16 protein-coding genes are annotated in these 24,058 nt (G+C 68.5%); 13 read left to right on the top strand and 3 right to left on the bottom strand.

Annotated features, from left to right (window positions below):
* Nucleotides 1-119: 119 nt before the first annotated feature.
* Nucleotides 120-1,025, bottom strand: a complete 906-nt coding sequence (locus tag ACQF4J_RS03435) for a phytanoyl-CoA dioxygenase family protein (protein ID WP_351570136.1) — start codon at nucleotides 1,023-1,025, stop codon at nucleotides 120-122.
* Between the two features lie 478 nt (nucleotides 1,026-1,503).
* On the opposite strand from ACQF4J_RS03435, the gene ACQF4J_RS03430 reads away from it, so the two are divergent.
* The 6 genes from ACQF4J_RS03430 (at nucleotide 1,504) to ACQF4J_RS03405 (ending at nucleotide 13,155) form a co-directional block, all read left to right on the top strand.
* Nucleotides 1,504-4,710 (top strand): non-ribosomal peptide synthetase, encoded by a 3,207-nt coding sequence (locus ACQF4J_RS03430; protein ID WP_427164492.1) that lies wholly within the window; start codon nucleotides 1,504-1,506, stop codon nucleotides 4,708-4,710.
* 454 nt (nucleotides 4,711-5,164) lie between these two features.
* Nucleotides 5,165-6,328, top strand: a complete 1,164-nt coding sequence (locus tag ACQF4J_RS03425; protein ID WP_351570131.1) for a cytochrome P450 — start codon at nucleotides 5,165-5,167, stop codon at nucleotides 6,326-6,328.
* 41 nt (nucleotides 6,329-6,369) lie between these two features.
* Nucleotides 6,370-7,590 (top strand): hypothetical protein, encoded by a 1,221-nt coding sequence (locus tag ACQF4J_RS03420; RefSeq protein ID WP_427164490.1) that lies wholly within the window; start codon nucleotides 6,370-6,372, stop codon nucleotides 7,588-7,590.
* Nucleotides 7,591-7,642: 52 nt separating this feature from the next.
* A complete protein-coding gene (locus tag ACQF4J_RS03415; RefSeq protein WP_427164488.1) occupies nucleotides 7,643-8,914 on the top strand; it encodes an LLM class flavin-dependent oxidoreductase in 1,272 nt (423 codons plus the stop codon).
* Nucleotides 8,907-10,661, top strand: a complete 1,755-nt coding sequence (locus ACQF4J_RS03410; RefSeq protein WP_351570122.1) for an alpha/beta fold hydrolase — start codon at nucleotides 8,907-8,909, stop codon at nucleotides 10,659-10,661. The genes ACQF4J_RS03415 and ACQF4J_RS03410 overlap by 8 nt, the downstream gene beginning before the upstream one ends.
* Nucleotides 10,597-13,155: an amino acid adenylation domain-containing protein gene (locus ACQF4J_RS03405; protein WP_427164487.1), complete on the top strand. Its 2,559-nt coding sequence runs from the start codon at nucleotides 10,597-10,599 to the stop codon at nucleotides 13,153-13,155. The genes ACQF4J_RS03410 and ACQF4J_RS03405 overlap by 65 nt, the downstream gene beginning before the upstream one ends.
* A gap of 15 nt (nucleotides 13,156-13,170) precedes the next feature.
* Here the strand turns inward: ACQF4J_RS03405 and ACQF4J_RS03400 are convergent, their stop codons facing one another.
* Entirely contained in the window at nucleotides 13,171-14,391 is a 1,221-nt protein-coding gene (locus ACQF4J_RS03400) for an MFS transporter (protein ID WP_351801087.1), read from the bottom strand.
* 473 nt (nucleotides 14,392-14,864) lie between these two features.
* On the opposite strand from ACQF4J_RS03400, the gene ACQF4J_RS03395 reads away from it, so the two are divergent.
* The 7 genes from ACQF4J_RS03395 to ACQF4J_RS03365 all read left to right on the top strand — a co-directional run bounded on the left by ACQF4J_RS03395 (nucleotide 14,865) and on the right by ACQF4J_RS03365 (nucleotide 23,357).
* A complete protein-coding gene (locus ACQF4J_RS03395; RefSeq protein ID WP_351570113.1) occupies nucleotides 14,865-15,080 on the top strand; it encodes an MbtH family protein in 216 nt (71 codons plus the stop codon).
* 83 nt (nucleotides 15,081-15,163) lie between these two features.
* Nucleotides 15,164-15,421 carry a phosphopantetheine-binding protein gene (locus ACQF4J_RS03390; RefSeq protein ID WP_351570110.1) on the top strand — a complete coding sequence of 86 codons (258 nt, stop codon included), beginning with the start codon at nucleotides 15,164-15,166 and terminating at the stop codon, nucleotides 15,419-15,421.
* A gap of 64 nt (nucleotides 15,422-15,485) precedes the next feature.
* Nucleotides 15,486-16,442, top strand: a complete 957-nt coding sequence (locus tag ACQF4J_RS03385) for a chlorinating enzyme (protein ID WP_351570107.1) — start codon at nucleotides 15,486-15,488, stop codon at nucleotides 16,440-16,442.
* 20 nt (nucleotides 16,443-16,462) lie between these two features.
* Nucleotides 16,463-17,215, top strand: a complete 753-nt coding sequence (locus ACQF4J_RS03380) for a thioesterase II family protein (protein WP_427164485.1) — start codon at nucleotides 16,463-16,465, stop codon at nucleotides 17,213-17,215.
* A 46-nt stretch (nucleotides 17,216-17,261) separates the two neighbouring features.
* Complete coding sequence (locus ACQF4J_RS03375; RefSeq protein ID WP_351801081.1) at nucleotides 17,262-18,614, top strand: cation:proton antiporter; 1,353 nt, start codon at nucleotides 17,262-17,264, stop codon at nucleotides 18,612-18,614.
* Nucleotides 18,615-18,683: 69 nt separating this feature from the next.
* A complete protein-coding gene (locus tag ACQF4J_RS03370; protein ID WP_351801079.1) occupies nucleotides 18,684-20,240 on the top strand; it encodes a hypothetical protein in 1,557 nt (518 codons plus the stop codon).
* Nucleotides 20,241-20,414: 174 nt separating this feature from the next.
* Entirely contained in the window at nucleotides 20,415-23,357 is a 2,943-nt protein-coding gene (locus tag ACQF4J_RS03365) for an AAA family ATPase (RefSeq protein WP_427164483.1), read from the top strand.
* Between the two features lie 31 nt (nucleotides 23,358-23,388).
* Here ACQF4J_RS03365 and ACQF4J_RS03360 read toward each other — a convergent pair whose 3' ends face one another.
* Complete coding sequence (locus ACQF4J_RS03360; RefSeq protein ID WP_427164481.1) at nucleotides 23,389-23,976, bottom strand: flavoprotein; 588 nt, start codon at nucleotides 23,974-23,976, stop codon at nucleotides 23,389-23,391.
* Nucleotides 23,977-24,058: the final 82 nt, after the last annotated feature.

Genomic DNA, 24,058 nt, shown 5'->3' with positions numbered 1-24,058 from the left:
TCGCCTACGGCAACATCCGGCGAGATCTGGTCGCCCCCCCGCGGACTGCCACAGCCGCCGCGGGGGCGTGAGGCTCCGCTGACCTGACGAGCGTCCCACCCACCGGCGCCGGGCGTTTCTCAGCGTTTGACGGTGCCTTCACGCAGTCGATCGATCATCCGGTGCGTGGCGTGCAGCGGCGTCTCCGAATTGTCGCCGTCGACGGCGATGCCGGCGTTGCGGACCGCGATCTCTTCGTCCCACGCCTCCATGCCCGCGAAGGGGATGGTTTCCCCGGGGACATAGGGCGGATACGGTCGGTAGGTGTTGACCTCCGCGGTGGGCTCGCCGCGGACCAGGATCGGATCGAGATAGAGACCGTCGCTGAGGATCCGAGTGCTTGTCGGGATGTACCCGACGTCCAGTCCGCAGCGGCGCCGTGCGGACGTGTTCGGCTCCGAGCAGTGCAGGATGTTGGGGTGATGGATCTCGACATCGCCCGGATTCAGCTCGACGTCGACGATTCCGCACCGCTCTGACCATTCCTGGACCAGCTTCTCGTCGGATGCCGAGAACAGCATGTTCGGCGAGTCCGTCCGACGGGTGGGTTGATAGAGCGGCAGGCGGTGACTGCCCGGTATCACGCGCAGGCAGCCGTTCTCCCGGGTGCACTCGTCGACGGCGATCCACACGGTCAGCGCCCGCATGGGGTCGAGCTTCCAGTAGGCGCCGTCCTGGTGCCACAGCACCGGCTGGCCGTCGTAGGGCGGCTTGCATATGTAGTGGGCCGTGAAGCATGCGACGTCGGGGCCGAGGAAGAATTCCGCGATGTCCACCAGCCGAGGGTCGGAGACAAGCCGCACCCAGAAGGCGTCATTGCGGATCAGCGGGTGATGCAAATGCTCGGGGCGCAGTTCCGGATACCGTTCGGTGAGCCACGCCACGTGCGCCTGTATTTCTTCCACAAGGCTCACGGGAATCGCGTTTCGAATGATGCTGTATCCGTTTTCCTCGTACTCGGCGCGAGCTTTTTCCAAGGTGCTCAATGAAATTCCCCTTGCTTGCGATTCAGCGGTTTCTGGCCGCAGTGGTGGTGCGTCGATGAGGGGTTTGTCGGGGCACTGGATCCCATGACCGTGCAATGCCGCCCGAGACTCGCATGAGGTTAGCGGACGCATCGGCGCGTGCGCCAGAATGCCGGGTCCGCCACGTCCGCTAATACCGCGCATCAAGTGTCGCTGTGCGGTGCGGTGTTGATTCGGTGGGGTGCCTGATATGGTCTCGGCGCACATTCGAAATGTGAACCGGTACGGCGCGCCGGGGCTCGCGTCCCGGCTTCTGCGACTGTGCCCGGGCCGCTCGTCCCGCAAGGCTCGCCGCACCACGGTGCGATGCAGATGCGATGCGCAGGTGTACGAGTGACAGAAGTTTTCAGTCGAACACTCAGCACGGCCATGTGGGGTGAGTGAGGCCGTCCGCTTGGGTGTCGGTCGTGTCACGAAGGCACAGACAGGGGAGTGGACCTTGGACGACATCACGTCGTCGGCCGTGACCGGGCCGTTCCGAACCGCCGGCCGGCTCGATCCGCCGCCGGTCTCGTCGGCCCAGCTTCGGATCTGGTTCATGGACCGATTGGCGGGTGGCACGCCCACGTACGACCTTCCGATCGCCGTCCGGATGCAGGGCATGCTCGACCGTGCCGCGCTCGAGGCGGCGGTGGCCGATGTCGTCGCGCGCCACGAAAGCCTGCGTACCGTTCTCGCTGATGTGGAAGGGCGTCCGGTCCCACGTGTTCTGGGTGAGCGGCAGGCCTCGCCGTTCCTTGAGGTGTGTCGCGCTACTCCCTCAGAGCTGGAGCGTGAGCTGGCCGTCGCGGCGGCGCGTCCCTTCGATCCGGCGACGCAGCCACCCGTGCGGGCCACTCTGTTCGAGCTCACCGAGGATGAGCACGTACTGCTGCTGCTGTTGCACCGCGTAGCGTGCGACGAATGGTCTGTGGGCCCCCTCGGCCGGGATCTCGTGGAGTTCTACAACTCCCGGTGTCGTGGTGCCGCCCCGGACCGGACCCGGCCCGCGGTTCGGTACGCCGATCACGTCTCCCGTCGGCAGCGGCAGCTCGGTGACCCTGCGGACCAGCACAGCCTCGCGGCACGGCAGTTGACGTACTGGCGGACGGCCCTGTCCGGGCTGGGTAACGAGACCGGACTGCCCTTCGACCGCTCGCGCCCGGCGAAGCCGGACTTCCGTGGCGACTCGGTGGGGTTCGAGGTGGCACCCGGGGTGCATGCGCGGCTGGCCGAGCTCGCTCGACGCAGCGGAATCACGATGTTCACGGTTCTCCATGCTGGGCTCGCCGTTCTGCTCGGCCGCTTGACCGGTGAGACGGACATCGCGATCGGAACACCGGTGGCGGGGCGTACTCAGGCGGTGTCGGACGACCTTGTCGGACAGTTCGCGAACACCGTCGTGCTACGGACCGATCTCGCGGGCGTCCCGACCTTCGCCGATCTGCTCCACGAGGTACACGCGGTGGACCTGGCCGCCTTCGCACATCAGGACATCCCGTTCGAGCAGGTCGTCGAGGCGGTCAACCCGGAACGGGCCGTGGGACGCAATCCGCTGGTCCAGGTCTTCATGACGCAGCGGTCACTGGAGCACGGGTGGGCGATGAACGGGCTGCGCGCCACCGCGAGTGAACGTCCTTGCGGGGCGGTCGAGTTCGACGTGGGCTTCAACTTCGACACGCGGTACGAACCTGACGGAACCGCGGTGGGCATCGTCGGCCAGGCACGGTTCAGGACGGAGCTGTTCGATCGGACGACCGTGGAGACGATCGTCGATCGGCTGGTCCGGGTCCTCACCGCGGTGGCCGCGGACGCCACGCTCGCCGTCGGCGACATCGACGTTCTCTCCACTGCTGAACGCGAAACCCTTCTGAGCGGCTGGAACGACACCGCGCGGGAGGTGTACGGGCAGAGCGTGCCGGAGCTGCTGGAAGCGAGGGCGGCCAAGACACCGGATGCGGTGGCGGTACGGATCGGTGATGCGGAGCTGACCTACGGCGAGCTGAACGCGAAGGCGAATCGCGTTGCCCGCCATCTGGCAAGCCGCGGTGCCGGGCCGGAGTCGGTGGTGGCACTGTCGATGCCACGGTCGGTGGACCTCGTCGTCGCGGTCTGGGGGACGCTGAAGGCCGGCGCTGCCTATTGCCCGATAGATCCGGAGTACCCGGCCGAGCGGGTCTCGTTCATGCTGGCGGACTGCGGTGCGCACATCGTGTTGACGGAGCCGGTGCACGCGCACGGCATGGCGGACACGAACCTGACCGACGAAGACCGTGTCAGGCCGTTGTTGCCCGCGCATCCCTGCTACGTGATCTACACATCGGGGTCCACCGGCGTGCCGAAGGCAGTGGTGATGCACGGTGCGGCGCTGGTGAACCTGATGAGCTGGTACCAGAGGGCGTCGGAGAAGGAGGACTGGTCCGCACACCGGACCGCCAACTTCTCGTCGATCAGCTTCGACATGGCGATCATGGAAATCCTGATCTCCACCGTGCGCGGCGGATGCCTGGAGATCCCGGAGGAGGAGACGCGACGCGATCTGCGCAAGCTGGTGACGTGGCTCGCGGTGAATGAGGTCAACGAGATCTTCGTGCCCAATCTGATTCTCGCGGCGATCGTCGACGCCGGCCGAGGCACGGCCGATGGGCTGCCCCGGCTTCGGCATGTGGTCCAGGGCGGCGAGGCGTTCAAACTCACCGCCGAGTTGGCGGCCTTCCGACGAGCCGCGCCAGACCGCCGCCTGATGAACTACTACGGTCCGACCGAGACTCACGTGGCCACCGCGGCCGTCCTGCCCTCCGATCCCGGTGCATGGCAGGCCGAGGCGCCGATAGGGCGGCCGATCGACAACACGCGGACCTACGTGCTCGACCGTTGGCTGAAGCCGGTTCCCGTCGGGGTGCCGGGCGAGCTGTACATCGCCGGCGCCCAGTTGGCCCGTGGATACCTCAGGCGACCGGACGCCACGGCCGCCCGATACGTCCCCGATCCCTTCGGTGAACCGGGCACCCGGATGTACCGGACCGGAGACGTGGTGCGCTGGCTGGCGGACGGGCAATTGATGTTCGTCGGCCGGGTGGACGACCAGCTGAAGATCAGGGGTTTCCGGGTCGAGCCAGGGGAGGTGGAGGCGGTCCTGCGACGCCACGAGCAGGTCGTGCAGGTGGCTGTGATCGCGGTACGCGAGCGCAGCACGGCGGCCAAACGCCTCGTCGCCTACGTCGTGCCGGCGAGCACGACACTGACGCCGGCCGTCCTGCGTCGCCACGCGGCCGAATTCCTGCCGCACCACATGGTGCCGAAATTCCGGATGGTCGAGAGTCTGCCGCTGACCCCCAACGGCAAACTGGACCGAGGTGCTCTGCCCGCCCTGGCCGAGGAGGCCGGCCGACCACCTTCCCACCCCGTGGAACAGGAAGTCTGCGACGTCTTCGCGGAGGTCCTGGGGACACCTGTGTCCGACGTCGACCAGAACTTCTTCGCCTCGGGCGGCCACTCGATGGGCGCGCTGCGAGTCGTGCACGGCGTGCGAAAGCGGCTGGGGGTGCCCCTGCCGGTGTCGGCCGTGTTCGAGTACCCGACGCCGGCCGGGATCGCGCGGGCCCTCGAACGGGCCGAGCGCCACCGTGCGGCCGACTCTGCCAAGAACGGTTCTGCTTCGGGCTGAAGCGGCGCCCACAGGTGAAGTGCTTCGCGTGGCGGCCTGAGTCGTCGGCGTCGTTCTGGCGTGCGCGAACACCCGGAAAATGTCGGGTGATAAAACGTAGTGCTCGCGTTGTGCCTGTATGAAAGAGCGACACTGGACAACTGCACTTCCCGCAAAATATGCTGCGAAGCGTCGCATTGGCCATCGAGAATGGGGGTGGCATCATGTCGTACAACCACTGAAAAAGAAGTGAAGAGCTGGCGACAATTGCCAGCGTTCAGGTGGCGGGATCCTCGGAGAACAAAGAGGATTTGTGACCTGACGGGGCGTACGTCGTGCGCATCTGCCTCTTCGGACGTGTGAAATGCGAGCGATGCGGATGCGGGCAGCGTGCGCCCCTGCTCCAGCAATCAAGGGATTTCTTTCCGACCTGCGATCCTAGACGACATCATATTCCGATCAAAGGCGATAAAAGGTGACTCCCATTTCCGTTTACGATCCGCTGCGCAGCGAAATGATTCGAGACCCCTATCCCACTTATGCCAGGATGCTCGAAGAGACGCCCATCCACTGGCATGCGGGCATGGAGGCGTGGGTGGTCGTACGGCACGCGGACTGCGTGCGTGTGCTCCGGGAACACGAGACGTTCGCCAGGGACCCCCGCCGCAACGGAGAGAAGATCCCGGAGTTCCGCCAGAACGTGCAGATGATGGACCCGCCGGAGCAGACGCCGTTGCGTCGCCTCCTGGTGAGCGCGATGCGCTCACAGGACAGGAAGAAGCTGTTCGACGACGCGGTCGCGTTCCTGCGTGACACGCTGACCGCTCGACGCCCCGGCGAGCCGTTCGACTGGATGTCGGACGTGGCCGCCCCCTTCGCGCTCCACCTCTCCGCGAGCCTCCTCGGCGTCCCCGAACCTGACGCGTCCGACTATGCGGAGATCTCGCACGGCATCGCCCTGCGCATGGACTCCGGTCTCGCGCCGGAGAACATTCCGGAGGGGGACGCCGCCCGAAAACGTCTGAACGACCTCGGAGAGAGCTGGTTCCCGCGTCCCGAAGGGGACGACGGACTTGTCGCCCAGCTCATCCGGAGGGCGGATGACGAGTTCCTCGGCGGGCACTACATGCGAAACTCCGCGGCGATGATGTTCAACGCGAGCTACGGGACGATCTTCGCCATGGTCGGCAATGCGGCTCTCCTGCTGGCGGCAATGCCCGAAGTCCTTACGGAGGTGTCCGAGCCCGAGATTCTTCCGACCGGCGTCGACGAGCTCGTCCGGTACGACGGACCGGCGCAAGGGACGAGCAGGGTGGCGGTGAAGGAAACAACGATCCAGGGAACTCGCATCGCTGCCGGGGATTCCGTGGTGACGCTGCTGGCCGCCGCCAATCGCGACCCCCGCGTTTTCGAAGATCCACACGACATCAAGTTGGATCGCCGCCCGAACCCGCATCTCGGTTTCGGCTCGGGACCGCACGCCTGCTTCGGTTCCGAGTTCGGCAAGTTGAGCATCTCCGCGATGATCAACGCCCTGCGCGATGACGCCGTGCGGCTGCGTCTCGCGGCCGAGCCCACCCGACGCGTCACCGCAACGGTGCGGAGCCTGGACGTTCTTCCGGTGTGTCTCGAGCGATGACCTGAGCGGCAACGCTGATCGGACTGAAGGGGTTGGTAGGCGTGCACGCGGTTCTTCTCGGTGCCGAACAAGAAGCGATCGAAGAGCTGGTCAGGATCGGACACTCCGTCACCGTGTTGTACGTGGCACACGACCGGGTGGTGCTCGAAGGCTGCCGGGATCTGACCACGCACTGTGCCTTCCTGCCGTCGTTCGACCGGCCGGAACTCGCTTGGGCGGCCCTGGTCCACCTCGGCGTGGCCGACAAGGTGGACGTCGTCATCCCCGGTCACGAGTTCGCGGTGACCACGGCCGCCATCCTGAACGAGATCCTCGGGCTTCAGAAGCGCATGGACCCCGCGGTCGCCCTCGCCGGACGCGACAAGCCGCTGCAGAAGACCCTCTGGCAGCGCCACCATGTCCCCACGGCACGCTACAGGGTCTTCGCCGAGAAGCCGACCAGCGAAGCGGCGCTGCGCTCCGGTCTGGGCGACCTGAACCCACCGTACGTGGTGAAGCCGACGGCGGACGGCGGTTCGCATCTGGTGTACCGCGTCGACACGGTCGAGGAGCTGTACAGCCGGCTCAGCGCCGACACCGAGCTGGACACCTGCATGGTCGAAGAGTGGCAGTCGGGGGATGAATGGCACTTCGACGGAGTCGTCGCCGACGGCCGCATCGAAAGCTTCATGGTGTCGCGTGACGCGACGCCCGCGATCGAGACCAAGTCCGGAAGCCCGTTTCGCTCCATCGCCCTCCCCGCCAAGCAGTACCCCGAACTCTACGACGAGGCACGGGCGTTCGCGGAGAGCTGCCGGTCGGCACTCGGAGGCGAGTGCGGCGCATTTCATCTCGAGGTGTTCGGGGAACCCGGCAGGTTCGTCGCCGGCGAACTCGGCTGGCGCCCGGCCGGCGGCCTGATCAGCGTCAGCGCACTGCACAGCATCGGCGTCGGTCTCTGGGCGGCGCATGCGCGCGCCCATGTCGGTGCCGACGTCACGCCGCCCGAGTTCGAACCCACGGGCGTCTTCGGCTTCGTATGTCTTCCGGTCAAGTCAGGCTTCCGCAACGGCGTGACCCGGGCCGATCTGGAAGGCCTTCCCGGGGTCAGGCACCTTCGCATGAAGGTTCGGCCGGGAGAGGTCATGAAGGAGATGAAGACCAGCTCGATAGCCGTCGCCTGGGCCGTCATCGAAGGAGACGACGTCGAGCACTGCGAGAAGCGCGTGGAGGACGCCATTCGACGGGTGGCCGAGATGCACGAGGCGAAGAGCATGCCGTGACCACCCAGGAACGAAGATCACCCGTTCCGATGAGGCGAAGGCAGTCAGATCCTTGAGCATCCACCTGAACCTGTTCATGCTGCTCCCGGGCCATCACGACTCCGCTTGGCTGCACCCCGAGTGCGAGTCGGTGCGCGTCACAGACGTCGACTACTGCCTGGAGCTCACGCGCATCGCGGAAAAGGGGCTGATGGACTCCGTGTTCATCGCCGACGCACTGTGGCACAAGCCGCGCAGCAACTACTGTGCCGGGCTCGAACCGCTCACCCTCCTGGGTGCTCTCGCTCTGGGGACCGAGCACATCGGGCTGATCGCGACGGCGTCGACGTCGTACTACGAGCCCTTCCACCTGGCGCGCATGTTCGCGTCGCTGGACCACATCTCGGGTGGGCGCGCCGGCTGGAACATCGTCGTGTCCAACAGCGTCAACGAGGCCAGGAACTTCAACAGGTCGAAGATGCTCTCCCACCGGGAGCGCTACGAGCGTGCCGAGGAATTCCTCGAGGTGGCGGGCCGGCTGTGGGAGTCGTGGGACGAGGACGCGGTGATCCGGGATCGATCCACCGGTCACTACACCGACCCCGACCGGATTCATCTCGTCGAGCATCAAGGCGAGTACTTCAAGGTCCGCGGGCCGCTCAACATCCAGCGCTCCCCGCAGGTCCGCCCCTTCATGGTGCAGGCGGGCGCCTCGGAGGCCGGCAGGTCGTTCGCCGCCCGTCATGCCGACGCCGTGTTCGCGGTGCAGGAGAACGTGGACGACGCCGCGCGGTTCCGCACGGAGATGCGCCGACGCGCCGCGGCCAACGGACGCACGCTCAAGGTGCTGCCCGGGTTGCTCCCGATCGTCGGTTCGACCCAGGCCGAGGCGGATCAGAAGAAACGTGAACTCATTCAGATGCAGGCCACGGACTACGCCCTTGAGCACATCTCGATGATGCTGAACGTCGATCTCACCGACTGCTCCGCCGACGCGCCCTTTCCCGTGGACCGCCTGCCCTCCGCGGACAGCATCCAGGGCAACCGCACGACCTACGAGCTGATCACCGGCATAGCCCGGCGTGGCGGAGTCACGGTCGGCGACATCATCGCCCTGCAGGGTTTCGGGCGCGGCCATCTCGTGGTCACGGGCACACCGGAGCGCATCGCCGATGTCATCGAGACCTGGATCGAGGGCGGTGCGGCCGACGGATTCAACATCATGCCGCCGGTGTTCCCGGTCGGCCTCGTCGACTTCGTGGACGAAGTGGTGCCGTTACTGCAGAAGCGCGGGCTGTTCCGCACGGAGTACGGCGAGAAGCGGTTGCGGAGTCGCTATGAGTGAGCGGACACACGAGGGACACGGACGGCTGGCGGACGAACCCGAACAGGACGACCCGGCCGACATGACCTCACGGCTGCGTGACCACCTCGCGTCCTTCCTGCCCCGCGAGGCCGTCCCGACGGAGTTCGTGTTCGTCGACACGCTTCCGGCGCTGCCCAACGGCAAGGTCGACAGAGCCGCGCTCGGGCGACTCGCCGCCGCCGGGACAGCCGTGGAAGGACCGGCACAACTGCCGGAAGACGATGACGAGGCGACCACGGACGACCTGGACTTCCTGGTCCGGTTCTTCACCGCGGAGCTGTCCCGGGTCCACATCGACCTGGACGAGGACCTGACGCGGTTGGGCGCCGGCTCCCTGATCCTGGTGAAGGCATGCGCGGCATGGACGGAGCGGACCGGGCGACACGTCGACGGCGCTCGCCTGCGCCGCAACCCGACGATCCGAAACATCCTGGCGTGTTCCTCACCGGTCGCGAGGAACGCGGACAACGCCGACGTCGTCGTCGACACCCATCGTTTCGAGGTCCCCCTCGACCACGACGATCCGGCCGGCCCGTCGATCACCGTGTTCGCCCAGAGTGTGGTGCGCCGTGAGAACGCGGCCCATGACCTTCCGTATCTGCTCTTCCTCCAAGGAGGCCCGGGCGGCCAGTGCCCCGATCCGCGCAACGTGATCCCGACGTGGCTGGACGCCGCACTGGACCGCTACCAGGTGGTGCTCCTCGACCAGCGCGGCTGCGGCCGCAGTTCACCGGTCACCGCCGATTCCATCGCGGGCCTCACAGCGACCGCCGCGCTGGAGCGACTGCGGTGTTTCCGGGCGGACGCCATCGTCCGGGACGCGGAGTTCCTGCGGGAGCGGATCCTGCGCATCGGGAGCTGGACGCTGTTGGGGGAGAGCTACGGCGGCTCCATCGCCCTGACCTACCTCTCCCACTTCCCCGACCGGATCGACCGGGCGTTCATCTCCAGCGGGCTCATCGGTCCGGTCAGTACCGCCGACGACGTGCTGCGGGACACCCTGGCGATGAGCAAGAAGATGAACGCCGAGTACCACGAGAGGTACCCCGGCGACGGAGAGATCATCGACCGGATCGTGGACCACTTGCGGGAACACGAGGTCCTTCTCCCGACGGGGGACAGGCTGTCGCCCGAGCGCCTGAGGATGCTCGGGCTGAAGTTCGGGTTCGACGGCGGGATGGAGGCGGTCCACGACCTCGTCCAGAACGCCTGGGACGGCGACGACCTGACCGAGGCCTTCGTGAAGGCGGTGGCCGCGACCGACATGTCCAGCGCGCCCCTGTTCTATCTGCAGGAGTACATCTACGGAATGCCCGGCTCGGCCACCCGCTGGGCCGCGGACCGTCTCTACGCGGACGAACCGGCGTTCGGCGACCACGCGCGGCCGTTCCACTTCTACGGCGAGGTGGCCTTCCCCTGGATGTTCCGTCAGATCGGCGGTCTGAGACCGTTCGCCGAGGTCGCGGACGAGCTTGCCCGGTACACCGGGTGGAAGAGCCTGTACGACCTGCCGCAGCTGGCGCGCAACACCGTGCCCGTGTACGCCGTGGCCGCCATGGACGACCTCTACGTCCCGGCCGCACAGCAGTTCCGTACGGCACAGCAGATCGGATCGTGCTGGCTGTTCTTCTGCGCGGACTACAACCACGCGGGCTTGATGAATGACCGTCAGGGCCTGGCCCGGCTCCTGGAATTCGGGTCAGTACCACGAACCCGGAGGACGTGAGACCGTGTCAGGCTCGCTGTTTGCGCAGCTCAGAGCAGTGGCGCTGGACGACCCTTCGCGGCCGGCCGTGTCCGATCGGGCGACCACGCTCTCGTACGGCGAGCTGGTGTCGAGAGCCGAGGGCCTGGGCCGCCGACTCGTCGACCGAGGAGCGGGACCCGGCGATCGGGTCGGTGTCATGGTCGAGCGAGGCGTCGACCTGGTGGTGGCGTTGTTCGGTGTGTCCGCCGCCGGGGCGGCGTACGTCCCTCTCGATCCGGGCTATCCGAAGGACCGGCTGCGGGCGATAGTCGAGGACGCCGATCCCGTACTCCTGGTCACGGATGCGAGCGGCCCCGGCTTCTCCGTCCCAGCGGTACATGTCACCCCCCGGGCGGCCGGATCGAGCCAGGCCGAGGTGGTGCTGCCCACAGCGTCCCCCCAGGACCCGGCCTACGTCATCTACACCTCCGGATCGACCGGTCGGCCCAAGGGCGTCGTCGTCACCAACGCCAACGTGGCCGCGTTGTTCGACGCCCTCGACGAAACCTTCGGCACCCCGTTCGACGACACCTTTCTCGCCGTGACCAGTGTTTCGTTCGACATCGCCGTCATGGAGCTGTTCTGGCCGCTCACCCGCGGCGGGGCGAGTGTGGTGAGCCCCGACCGGATGGTCGACCGCCTCGACCCCCACAGCGACGGCGGTCTCCGGGATTTGATACGGCGCTTCCGGCCCACGCTCTTCCAGGCCACGCCGTCCCTGCTGTCGGCCATCGCTTCGTACGAGGAGACGTTGCGGTCGCTGTGCGGTCTGCGGGTGCTGTCCGTCGGGGGTGAGGTGTTCCCGGTGGGGCTCGCTCGGCGGCTGGTGGCGGCCCTTCCCGACGTTCGGGTGTGCAACATGTACGGGCCCACTGAGGCGACCGTCTGGTGCGCTGTTCACGAGGTCACGGCAGAGGAAGCCCGGGGCACCGCGATCCCTGTCGGGGCGGCTCTCGGGCACGCCCGCCTCCGGGTCGTCGACGACCGTGGCCTCGAGGTGGTCCCGGGAGAGGTGGGAGAGCTGTGGGTCGGCGGCCCCTGTGTGACGGCCGGCTACTTCCGCCTGCCGGACCGCACCGAGGAGCGGTTCGTCGACGAGGCAGGTGATGCGTCGCGACGCTGGTATCGAACCGGCGACAGGGTGCGCAGCCGGTCGGACGGCGCGCTTGAGTTCGTCGGCCGCTTCGACCGGCAGGTCAAGATCTCCGGGGTGCGGATCGAGCTCGACGAGATCGAGGCCGTCCTGTCCACCTCTCCCGACGTGCGGGCGGCCGCCGTGGTCGCGCAGCGGGGAACCGACGGTTCTCACAAGCTCGTCGCCTACGTCCAGCCGGTGCTCGCGGGGAGGGCCCACACCGTGTCGGGCACGGAATCCGACCACCGCAGGAATTGGGGCCGTGTCTGGGACGCCGCGTACACGCAGGAGCCGAACGCCGAGTTCGCCGGCTGGCGCAGCAGCTACACGGGCGATCCCATACCCGTCGGTGAGATGCGCGCATGGCTGCACCACACCGTGCGTCGGATCGAGTCGACCCGACCGCGTCGGGTACTGGACGTGGGCGTCGGGGCCGGCTCGATCCTGCGGAGCCTCGCACATCGCACGGAGCGCTACGTCGGTATCGACGTGGCCCCGGCGGCGATCCAGGCGGCGGCCCGGCAACTGGACGACGGGTGGAACCACGTGAGTCTGCGGGTCGGTGACGCGGACGGCCTGGCCGACGTGCGGGCCGGGGAGTTCGACACCGTCGTTCTCAACTCGGTCGTGCAGTACTTTCCCGGCCTGTCCTACCTGCGCCGGGTACTCACCGAAGCCGCCCGCATCACAGGGCCCGAAGGTGCCGTGTTCATCGGAGACGTCCGCGACCCGGCTCTGCTCGAGGCGTTTCACGCCACGGTCGTCCTTCACCACGCCGCGGCCGACACTCCCGTGGCCGAGCTGGCCGAGCTGGTCCGGCACCGGGTGAAGACGGATCGAGAGTTGTGCGTGCCGGGAGACTTCTTCGCCGCGTTCGCGGCCGACGCCGGGATGGACGTCGTACTCGAGCTCAAGCGCGGCTCGGCACGCAACGAGCTGACGTCCTTCCGGTACGACGTCACCCTCCTGGGTGCCGGGAGAGCCGCCGAGCTCGACGCCTTCGCCGCCCACGGTGAGGCCGTGCCGTGGGACGGGGTCGGCGGCCTCGCCGACCTGAAGGAACAGCTCGAACGGCCCGGACCGGAGCCGCTGACCGTCACGGGAATCCCGAACTCCCGTCTGATGACGCCCTTCGCGCTGTGCGGGCTGCTCGCCGACGCGGCGCCGGGTGACACCGCTGCTGACGTCGAACGCCGACTCGCCTCGGACGACAGTGCGGACACGCCGGAGATCGAGTCGGTCGCGGAGCTCGGCGATCGGGCCGGTCGCCCGGTCAGGCTCGTGCCGAACGCGCATGGAGCGCGCCGCTATGACGCTTGGTTCGGGGAGCGCCGATGACGGGCCATGGGGCCATCACGTGCGGAGTTCGCGGACGTCCCGGCTCATGAGGGGCAACAGGCAGACGACGATGAAGGCGATACCGCAGGCGACGCTCACCGACTTCGCCCCGTAGTGCGCGGCCAGCGGTCCCATGGCCAGCTGGGACAGGGGAATCGCCAGGTAGGACAGCAGGTCGTCGTAGGCGGCGACCCGCGAGAGGGACTCTTCCGGGACAGCCGACTGCAGGGTGCTCTCCCAGGTGATGGCTGCCACGGTGAAGCCGAGGCCGCCGACGAATGCGGTCACGGCCACGATCCAGGCCTCCCCGGACAAGCCGACCGCCAGCAGGGGAAGGCCGGCAAGGGTTCCCCAGATCCGCCCGTCCCGCAGCGGTCGGCGCAGGACGATCTTCACGGCGACGACGCTCATCACGAGCAGCCCGATCGCTCGCACGGTCTGCACGGTGCCCCAGCCCACGGCCCCGTCCTTCCCGGACACCACCTGCGGCCCCAAGACGTTCCACGGGCCGACGTTGAAGGCGTTCACGAGGGCGAACGAGACGGTCATGATGACCACCCAGCGCATCGACCGGAAGACGGACCAGCCTTCGACGAGGTCGTGCCACAGCGGCCGGTCCGCCGCCGGCGGCCGGCTCGCCCCGGGGATGCGAGTGAACGCCGCGGCGGCCAGGACGAAGGATGCGGCATCGGCCGCGAGGGCCCACCCGCCGCCGACCGTGGCCACCAGGACGCTGGCGATCATCGGACCGAGGATGCGCACGGCGTTCTGGCTGCTGGCCAGGAGCGCGTTGGCGCGCTGCAGGTCCCTGCGCTCGACGAGTTCGGGGACGATGCCGCGCAGCGCGGGCTGGGAGAAGGCGCTGACGGCTCCGCTGACGAGAACCAGGCCGGAGATCACGAAGAGGTCGTAGCGATCCGTGATCAGGATGACGGCCATCACGGCCATGACGGCAGCGGTCGTCAGGTTGGTCACGATGAGCACGGCTCGCCTGCTGACGCGGTCGGCCACCGCACCCCCCAGGAGCAGGAGCACCAGGGTGGGGATCATGTTGGCGGCGAGGACGATGCCGAGATCGGTCGCGCTGCCGGACGCCTGGAGCACGGCGAGGGCAAGGGCGACGGTGGTCATGGACGAGCCGGCGAGATCGACGGTGCGGCCTGCGTAGAACCAGCCGAACCGCCCGCCTAAGAGGTGCCTCAACGGCGTGGGGGACGCATTCGCTGCGTCGGTCACCTCGACACTATCGGACACGGATTCTTCCAACCTGCCGCAGTGGTTTGCCAGTTGAGCTGGCAACGTAGCGAAGCCGCTGGTAGTCAGGCCTTCGATCAGAAGAACCCTCGTCACCAGTGGCTTCGCCTGCCTGTTTACCGATCACATGCCGACGTGTCCAGTTCCGGCCCCGCTTCCTCGCACGGTGACGGTACGGAGGCCGCCGCGGAGCTTCCCGGACGGGCGTACGAGCGGGGAGTCGACGGAAAGGGAAATTGCGCTACCCTGACGGAGTCGGTCGGTGGCGTTCGGGCCGCCATGAAACTCGCCAGAGGCTTTTCTCGACAGCAGAAAGTCATTTCCGCTTCCGACTTCAGGTTGTCTGCCGCATTTCAGGTCGGAGTGCGCCGCGCATTCGGCGCCATGGCCATCCATGCCGGTCCTCACTCGCCTCGAACACGGTTCACCCGTCTGAAAGTTGGTGAGACAGCTCAATGGTCAATCCGTTCGATGCCGAGGACGGAGTCTTTCACGTGCTCGTCAACGACGAGATGCAGCATGCGATCTGGCCGGCATTCGTGGAGGTTCCGGATGGCTGGTCCATGGTCCTCGAGTCGGCGGATCGCGATTCCTGCCTCAATTATGTGAATGCACATTGGACGGACATGCGGCCGAAAAGCCTGGTCGAGCTTGAGATGCGCAGTCGTTGAGGGGACTTTCCGGGCCTGTGGGCAGCGCCGGCAGGCGCTACCCGAGATGGGGCCCCGGATCAACCGACGGGAGAACGCAAGAAATGCCCGATGCACGCATCGCACCTGACGCGGCGACGGTTCGACGCCGGACGCTTGAGTGGGTCGCCGAAATCCTGGAGGAGCCGGAGGTCACCGAGGACGACAACTTCCTCGACCTGGGCGGTCATTCCATGCTTGCCCTGGTGCTGGGTGAGCGCGCCAAGGACGCCTTCGGCGCCGACTACGACCTCAAGACCCTGTTCGAGGGAACCCTGGCCTCGGCCGCGGCCGAGCTGGCCTCCCGCGTCACCGGGAGCTGACGGCGACCGATCCCCGGCGAAGAGGCGCGCGGAACACCGTGATGCCACAGAAAGGACGGCCCGCATGACGATCAGTCAGGAAACCGACTTCCGGCTCAGCGCCGAGGAGCTCGCGAGGTTCGAACGGGACGGTTTCATCGGCCCGATCAAGATATTCGAGCCGGAGGAGATGACGGAGCGCTGGAACAACATCCGACGGCGGCTTCCCGACCGTTCCTTGGCCATCTATCCCGACGACGCGCTCAGCAGTGGCACGAATATCTCCAACTACGACCGCCACCTCGATGTCGATCTGCTCTCCGAACACATCATGAACCGGCGGATCGTCGACCGGGTGGCCTCCATTCTCGGGCCCGATGTGCTCTGCTGGCGCACCGAGTTCTTCCCCAAGTACCCCGGCGACGAGGGCACTGACTGGCACCAGGCGGCCACCTTCGCCAATGCCAGCAAGAAGCCGCAGATCATGTGGCCGGCGGAGGACTCGGAGATTCCCTTCGGCGGCACGATCACCGTGTGGACCGCGTTCACGGACTCCACCAAGGAGAACGGCTGCCTCCAGCTCATGCCCGGCACCCATCGGGAGATGAACTACGACGAGTCCAAGGCCATGGACTACGATCCCGACGCCATCAACTCCCGTGAAAAGGAGGGAGTCAAGCGCGGATTCTTCGGCTACGACTACCGGCAGCTGCAGAAGGACCCGAACTGGAAGCCCGATGAGTCGCAGGCCTTTCCTCTGGTGATGAAGCGTGGCGAGTGCGTCATCTTCTGGTCCACCCTCATGCACGCCTCCCTTCCGCATACCGGGAGCAGGAAGGACTACCGCATGGGATTCGCCGCCCGGTATGTGCCGACGAAGGTGAAGATATACCCCGACACGGATCAGGTGGCCGAGTACGGCGGCGGCATCGCGCTCGACAACTACGGCGCGGTCCTCGTCTCCGGCGAGGACACCTACGGGATCAACACGATCGCAACGCACAGCCGCCGGGGTTACGCGTTCACTCCTCGCCGCTGGTGAGCCGGCACCGAGGACATGTCGTGAGCCCTGTCCCGCTCGTTCTGCTGCACCATTCAGGCGGATCCGCCCAGGTCTTCCAGCCCCTCGTCAGTGCGCTGCCCCAGCAGATCGCGGCCCATGTGCTGGAACTCCCGGGCAGAGGGCGCAGATGGCGTGAGAACTCCGTAGCCTCGGCACACAAGGCCGCCGAGGACCTCGCCGCGCAGATCGTCGCGTCCAAGATCACCGGACGATTCGCGATCTTCGGGCACAGCATGGGCGCCTACCTCGGTCTGCTCCTCGCCTCGCATCTGGAAGCCACCTCGGGTGGTGCGTACTGCGACACGCTGTTCGCCTCTGCCGCCGCCGGGCCGTTCGGCGCGTCCCCGCTGTTCGCCGACGACCCAGTGGAGGCCGGGGAACAGGAGATCCTGGACGCCGCGGCAAGGTTCGGCGGAGTGTCACCGCAGATCCTCGCCCATGAACAGCTGCGAGAGCGATCAGTCGAGTTGCTGCGCGCTGACTTCGCGGTGTGCGACGACTTCGTGCGCGGGCACCGCAACACCGTGACCGAGAGCCGGATCGTGGTGTGCCACGGCACCGACGACTTCTTCACCGGTGAGCAACTCGACCGGTGGCGGCTCAGCACGACGGCCGGCAGCGAGGTCGTGTCCTTCCCCGGGGGCCACTTCTTCATCACGGACCATGCGGCGGAGGTGGCCGCGACCGTGTCCGCGACTCTCGGGAACGGTCCGGCACTTCCCGACCGGCGCCGGGGCGTCGCGCAACTGTAGTGCAGCTGGTCCCTGACTCTCCTGACGTTCGTGGAAGCGAGAAGGCATGGCTGACGCACCACCCATGGAAGCGATCGTCCTGGCGGACATCGCGACCGTCCTGCTCGCGGGAACCGCGATGGTGAAACTCGCCAAACGCCTGCGCCAGCCCCCGGTCGTCGCCGAGATCACCGTCGGTCTCATGCTCGGCCCCAGCCTCCTCGGCCTGCTCCCCGGGAATATTCCACACCACCTGTTTCCGGGCGGGGCGATGCCCATGCTGTCGGTTATCGCCCAAGTCGGTTTGGTGCTCTTCATGTTTCTCGCCGGCCTGGAGCTCGACGTCGCCGCGCTGCGCGGCCACGGGAAATCCGTGACCACCATCGCCGCACTGTCGATGGCGGTTCCGTTCGCCCTCGGTGTGCTGACAGCGGCAGTGCTGTACGGCCGGTACGCACCCCACGCCGTGAGCCTCGCAGTCTTCGTTCTCTACATGGGCACGGCCTTCTCCATCACCGCCTTTCCCGTGCTGGCCCGCATCATCCGGGACGGTGGGCTGTCCCGGACACGGATCGGCACCCTCGCCATGGCCTGCGCCGCGGTGTGTGACGTCCTGGCCTGGTGTCTGCTGGCCGTGGTCGTGGCGGTCGCGCAGTCCGACGGGATCGCCCGGTCCGCATCGGTCGTCGCCTGGGCCGCCGCATACGGCGTGGTGATGTTCCTGATCGTCCGGCCGCTGCTGCGCCGGGTGGTCGCCTCCCTCACACGGCACGCAGACCACGGCACGCTGCTGGTCATGGTCGTGTCCGGAACGTTCCTCTCCTCGTGCGCGTCCGCATGGATCGGCATCCATGCGATCTTCGGTGCCTTCGTGTTCGGAATGGTCATGCCTCGCGAGGCCCTGTCGGGACTCCTCGGACAGGTCGCCGCGTCGGTGGAGAGGGTCTCGAGCCTGTTCCTGCCGGTCTTCTTCATCGTGACGGGGCTCTCGGTCGACATCGGGGCGCTCGGCTGGGCGGGACTGGTGGCGTTGCTGCTGGTCGTCGTGACCGCCGTGGCCGGCAAGTTCGCAGGAGCCGCGCTTCCGGCTCGACTGCTGGGCATGGGGTGGCGCGAGGCGGGTGCCTTCGGGGCGCTGATGAACACGCGGGGTCTGACCGAGATCGTCATCTTGGACATAGGTCGTGAACTCGGGCTCATCAGCGATCGGGTGTTCACCCTGATGGTCCTGATGGCCCTGCTCACCACCATCGCGGCCGGCCCTGTGCTGCGCGCACTGCGCCTGTGGAACCCCGACTCCGTGCCGCCGGTGGCCGGCAGCGTCCTGCCGTCGTCCTCCCGGAGAAGGCCGCAGCACGTCAACGAGGCCGGCGTCGCGAGCCGTTCACCAGGGCACACAGCTGATGGGCCCAATCCCTGAAATGAGGGCGGAGGCAGCGAACCATGTGTTGCGGGGCAACCTTCCGGGCACCTCGCGCATCACATGTGCATGAAGTCCACGCGCACGGTGTGGGGAGCGGCGCCGGCGGCCGTGCTGCTCGCCCTGGCCCCCGGCGCGTCGGCCGCGTCCGGTGAGGGCTCTGCGACGCCGTCGCCCCACCCGACGCTGGCGTATGCGACGATCGACGCGCCGCGGCAGCTCAACGTGGACTCGACCCCGCAGTCGACCGGTGTGAACTGGATGTTCTGGGACGGCGGGGCGCAGGTCCCGGTACCCACGAACGACAGGCTCGTCATCGATGCGCGTGACCTGGCGGGTGTCGCGCGCGTGAAGGCCGACGACCCGAGATGCACGGCCGACGGGCGGGTCATCACCTGCGTCAACAAGGCCGCGTCACAGAGCCCTTCGGTCCAGTTCACCGTGCGGGCGGAGGCGGGCGCCGGACTCGGCACCACCGGCAGGCTCAAGTACTCCCTCACCGCACGTCACCTCGACCACGCAACCGCCGCCACTACGACAGTGGTCGTGGGCATCCCGAAACTCGTCGTCGGCAAGATCCCCGATGTCTCACACGCCCGGACCGGGTCCCGTATCACTCTTCCGCTGCACCTGAGCAACACCGGGGATCTGCCCACCGACCGCCGTGTCTGGGTGCAGTGGGAATCGGAGGGCGGTCTCGCCTTCGACCACAAGTTCTCCAACTGCTTCTACGGCACAGGCGATGACGCTGTCGAACCGGGCGGGCACGCATCCGTGAGCTGCCTCTTCAACGGCCCCGTCCCCGCCGGCGCCATCGTGGAGCTGAGCAGCCCCCTGACCGCCACTGTGGGCAAACGCGTTCTGTCCGCCGTGACCGACTACTCCGTCACCCTCCTCGAGCCGAACGTCCGACCCGGCGGCGGCAGCGAGCGGGGCACCGGCCCCGCGCTCACCCTGGTCCCGGCCCCCGGGCGGCGAAGTGGATTCGAGACCGGCGCCAAGGGGCAATTCACCGTGTCGGCCGACAACTTCGCGGATCTCGCCGCCACCGCCTCGGTCAAGCCCGGGCGCAAACGCGGCGAATGGACCCTTGAGCTGAACGCCGTCAACCACGGCCCGGCCTCCTTGTACGACACCGTCGGCAAGACCGTCGCCAACGTCGACGTCGTCCTGCCCGAGGGCACGGTCGCGACCGGCAACGCCTTCGAAGAGGGCGAGGACTCCTACTACGGCCAGTGCCTGCTCCGGGTCGGCGACAGCGGAACCGCACCGTTCGAGGCCGGCCATCGGCACTACGTGTGCCCGGTGCCGTTCGGTGTCGCCGCGGGCAAGGCCCGACCGTTCGTGCTGTGGGGGAAGACCACCGAGGCCTTCCACGGGGCCAAGGGCACGGTGACCCTGCGTCCCGGCCCGGCCGCCACCGGGCTGGACGACCCGGACCCCTCCAACGACACAGTCACCTTCGCCCTCGGTGCCTCGGCCCCAGCGAGCGTGTCGGGCACATCCGGCGGCGCCCCCACCGCCAAGGGGCCGGGTCGTACCGCACTCATCGCCACCACGGCGGGCGGCGTGGCCGTGCTGGGAGGTGCGGTCCTGCTCGTCCGTCGCCGCCGGGGTCCGCGCTGAGTTGTCTCGCGGCGAGGGCGGGAGTCCGCTGGGCGGAACCCGGAGTGACAGCACCTGGCGGTGAAACCAAACTGCGCGGTGCGCGGCGGGCCGATGGATGCATCCGCATGATTCGCGCTCGTTCGCCACACATGACCGACACGTCAGGACACGAGTCGAACGCGCGGGGGTGCGATGTCGGCAGCGAGCAGGGACGACTTATCGATCTGTGTGGGCCGTGAAGACGAACTACGTGTGTTGAGGGAGGCGTTGGTCGGGGCGCGGGACGGACACGGCACGACGGTCCTGCTGACCGGTGAGGACGGCATCGGCAAGTCCAGGCTGGTGCGGGAGGCGGTGGAGTCGGCCCGAGGCCGGGAGATGCGCGTGCTGCTCGGCCGGGGCAGTCCGGTGGGCCCCGCCGTTGCGTTGCGGCCCCTCAGCGAGGCCCTGGCCTCTCTCTTCCGCGAGCCCTCCGACGAGGGCGGAGGACCGGACATCGGGACGCTGGGGCCGTATCGCACTGCACTCGGCCGTGTCGTACCCGATTGCACGGACCGGGTCGTCCACGGCACCGGTCCGCAGGACTCGCCCGTGGTCCTCGGCGAGTCCGTGCTGCGGCTGCTGTCCGCGGCCGGAGCCGGTTCGGGGAGCCTGCTCGTCCTGGAGGACCTGCACGACGCCGATCCGGCGACGCTGGCCGTGGTGGAGTACCTGGCGGACAACATCGCGGCGCAGGGCACGGTGCTGCTGGTGACCTTCCGGACCGGTCCGGGCGAGCCGGGGGACCTCGCCCGGACCCTGGCACGGCGCCGCGCGGGCACACTGCTGACCCTGGGCGGGCTGAGCCGGGCCGAGGTGGCTCGGCTCGCGGCGTCGTGCCTGGGCCTGGGCGTCGACGGGGTGCCGTACGACGTCGTGGAGCGGCTGTACCGGGACAGCGGCGGAAACCCCTTCGTCGCCGAGGAGTTGCTGCGCACGCTGGTCGACACCGGCGGGCTGGTGACCGGCCCGCAGGGATGCCGGCTGGTCGCGGGGGTGCGGTGTCCCGTGCCCGCGGCGGTCGAGCACGGCATCGCGCGGCGAGCCGCTCGCCTCGGCCCGGAAGGACACCGGCTGCTGTCCGCCGCGGCGGTGATCGGCGAGAGGTTCCCGGTGTCGGTGCTGCGCCAGGCCTGGGGACTGTCCGAGGCGCAGCTGTTCGCGCGGCTGCGCGCGGCGGTAACCGCCGGGCTGGTCGCGGCCGAGGACTCCGCCGGCGAGTGGTACGGCTTTCGAGGGCCGCTGACCGCCCCGGCGCTGTTGGCGCGGCTCACCCCGGCGGACCGGGCCGCGCTGGCCCGCCGCAGCGCCGAGGCGGTGGCCGAACTGCATCCCGGGCTGCCGGGCCGGTGGTGTCCCTTCGCCGCCGAACTGCGGCTGTCCGCCGGTGACCGATCAGGGGCGGCGTCCTTGTTCGCCACCGCCGGGCGCCGGGCCCTGTCGGCGGGGCGGATCTCCACCGCCGTAGAAGGGCTGACGCGGGCATGGGAGTTGCTCGGCGAGGGGGACGAACCGCGGGTCCGGGCCGATGTCCTCGATGAGCTGCTGGTCGCGCTGGCGGAGAGCGGGCGGATCGATCGCGGGCTTCGACTCGCCTCCGCGCTGGACGAGTTGGAGGGGCTGGGGCTGGCGGGGGGTCATGTGGCACGGCTGCACGCCCGGCTGGCCTGGCTGTGGCACGCCGACGGTCGGCCGACGGCCGGGCTGGCCCATGTGCACGCCGGGCGCTGCGCGTTGGGCCCCGAAGCGGAGGACCGGCGCACCGCCGCGCTCGACGCGGTCGAGGCCCAGCTGACGGTCCACACCGACCCGCCGGCGGCCGCTCGGCTCGCCGCGCAGGCCACATTCAGAGCCGAGCGCACCGGGATGCCGGCCGTCGCCTGCCGGGCCTGGCGGGTACGGGGTCAACTGGCCCTGCGGCGGGGCTCGCAGGAGGCGTCGTACTGCTTCACCCGGATGCGGTCTCTCGCCGAGGCCCATGAGCTGCCGCTGTGGCGGATGCACGCCATGCTGCAACTCGCCGGACAGCGTTGGCTGGTGGACGGCGAGCGCGACGCCCTGCTGCGAGTGCGCCGACAGGCCCGGAAGGTCGGAGCCCGTGCGGTGCGTACCTCCGCCGATCTCATGCTCGCGCTGGACCATGTGCTGCGGGGCGAGTACGCGCAGGCGCAGCGCCTCGCCGACGCCTACCGGGCGCGGGAGGAGCGGCCGGGGCTCGCCGGGGGAGACCCGCACTGCCTGGCGGCCGTACGGGCCGTCGGCGCGGCCCACCAGGGCAGGCGCGAGCCGCTGGAAGAGCTGCTGAACGCGTCGCTCGGCACGGGCGCACCACCCTCGCCGTGGGCGTCACTGGCCCACGGCCTGGGCGGCGTCGTCCGGGCGCTGCTGGAGGAGGACCGCGAGCTGGCCCGGCTGACGCTGAAGCGGGCGGAGGCCGACGACGCCGTACGCCCGGCGCCGTACCCCCTGACCGGACAGTACGGCCTGGCCGTACTCCTGGACGCGCTGGAGGCCGATCCGGACCGCCTGGACGCGCCGGATCCGGGTGAGGCCGGGCGACTTCGCTGGAACCGGCAGTTCGTGGTGCTGGCCGAGGCCGTCCGGTTGGGGCGGCAGGGGCGGGGTGACGAAGCGGCCGACGCCGTCTCGAAGGCCCGGGCATGGGCGAAGCCGTATCCGCCGGCCGCGCATCTGGGGCTGCGCCTGGTCGCTGAGGCCGCGCAGAGGGACGGCTGGGGTGATCCTGTGCTCTGGCTCCGCGAGGCCGAACAGTATTTCCACCAGGCGGGAGTCGGGGCCGTGGCCGGGGCGTGCCGCACTCTGCTGCGACGTGCCGGTGCGGTCGTGCCCCATCGCAGCGGCGCCAACGGGCAAGCGGTCCCCCACCCGTTGCGCCTGCTCGGTGTCACGCCGCGGGAGTACGAAGTGCTGCGCCTGCTGGCCGACCGGCTCGACAACCGCACGCTGGCCGCACGGCTGTTCATCTCGCCGCGCACGGTCGAGAAGCACGTCGCCAGCCTGATCAGCAAGACCGATCAGAGCAACCGGGCGGCGCTCAACGCGTATGCGGCTCGGCTCCGGCAGGTCGACGGGTGATGCCCGTCCGGCAGAGGGCCGACGGCGGTCCTCAGCCGTCCGTCGGCCCCTCGTCCCGCCCGTCTGCCTCGTCCGCCAGTGTCTTCTCCAGCCAGGCGACGACCGTCGAGGCCGACTCGTCCGGCGCGGGCATCGAGATACCGACCGCGTTCTCCCGCCGCCACAGCTCGAAGACCACCCGCTCCTGCGGCTCCACCACCGTATGACCGTCGGCCCGCAGCGTGGCGACATGGCGTTGGACGGGCTCCTTGATCCACATGGTGCGGTTCATGTTCGGGAAGAACAGCACCGGGCGCTCGGCGGCCAACAGGGCGGTCTGGGCCGGGGTCGCGGCCAGCCCGAGGGCCGCGAAGGCGAGCGTGTTCGCGGTGGCCGGCAGCACGATGACGGCCGCCGAGCGCTTCGCGAACTCGACCGGGTTCAGGGCGGGATCATCGCTGGTGTAGCACTCGTCGGCGTGCCAGGCGACGAGTTGGGGCTGGACGAAGCGGGCGGCGTCGGTGGTGAGGAGGACCCGCAGGCCGAGGTCGATCTCCTGGCGCAACCACGTCAGGTACTGGGGCAGTTGGCTCGCCGCGCTGGACCCGCAGGCGATGACCGAGAGGGCGTCGTCTCGCATGCCCTTCACCCTGCGACGCCGCTTCCGTGTCCCGCATGGGGGTGCGGCCCCCATTCGTGGCTGTCGTCGGGCGGCCGAAGAT

Source organism: Streptomyces sp. C1-1 (assembly GCF_050214755.1).
Lineage (GTDB): Bacteria > Actinomycetota > Actinomycetes > Streptomycetales > Streptomycetaceae > Streptomyces.
This window is presented reverse-complemented; position numbering and strand designations above follow the sequence as displayed.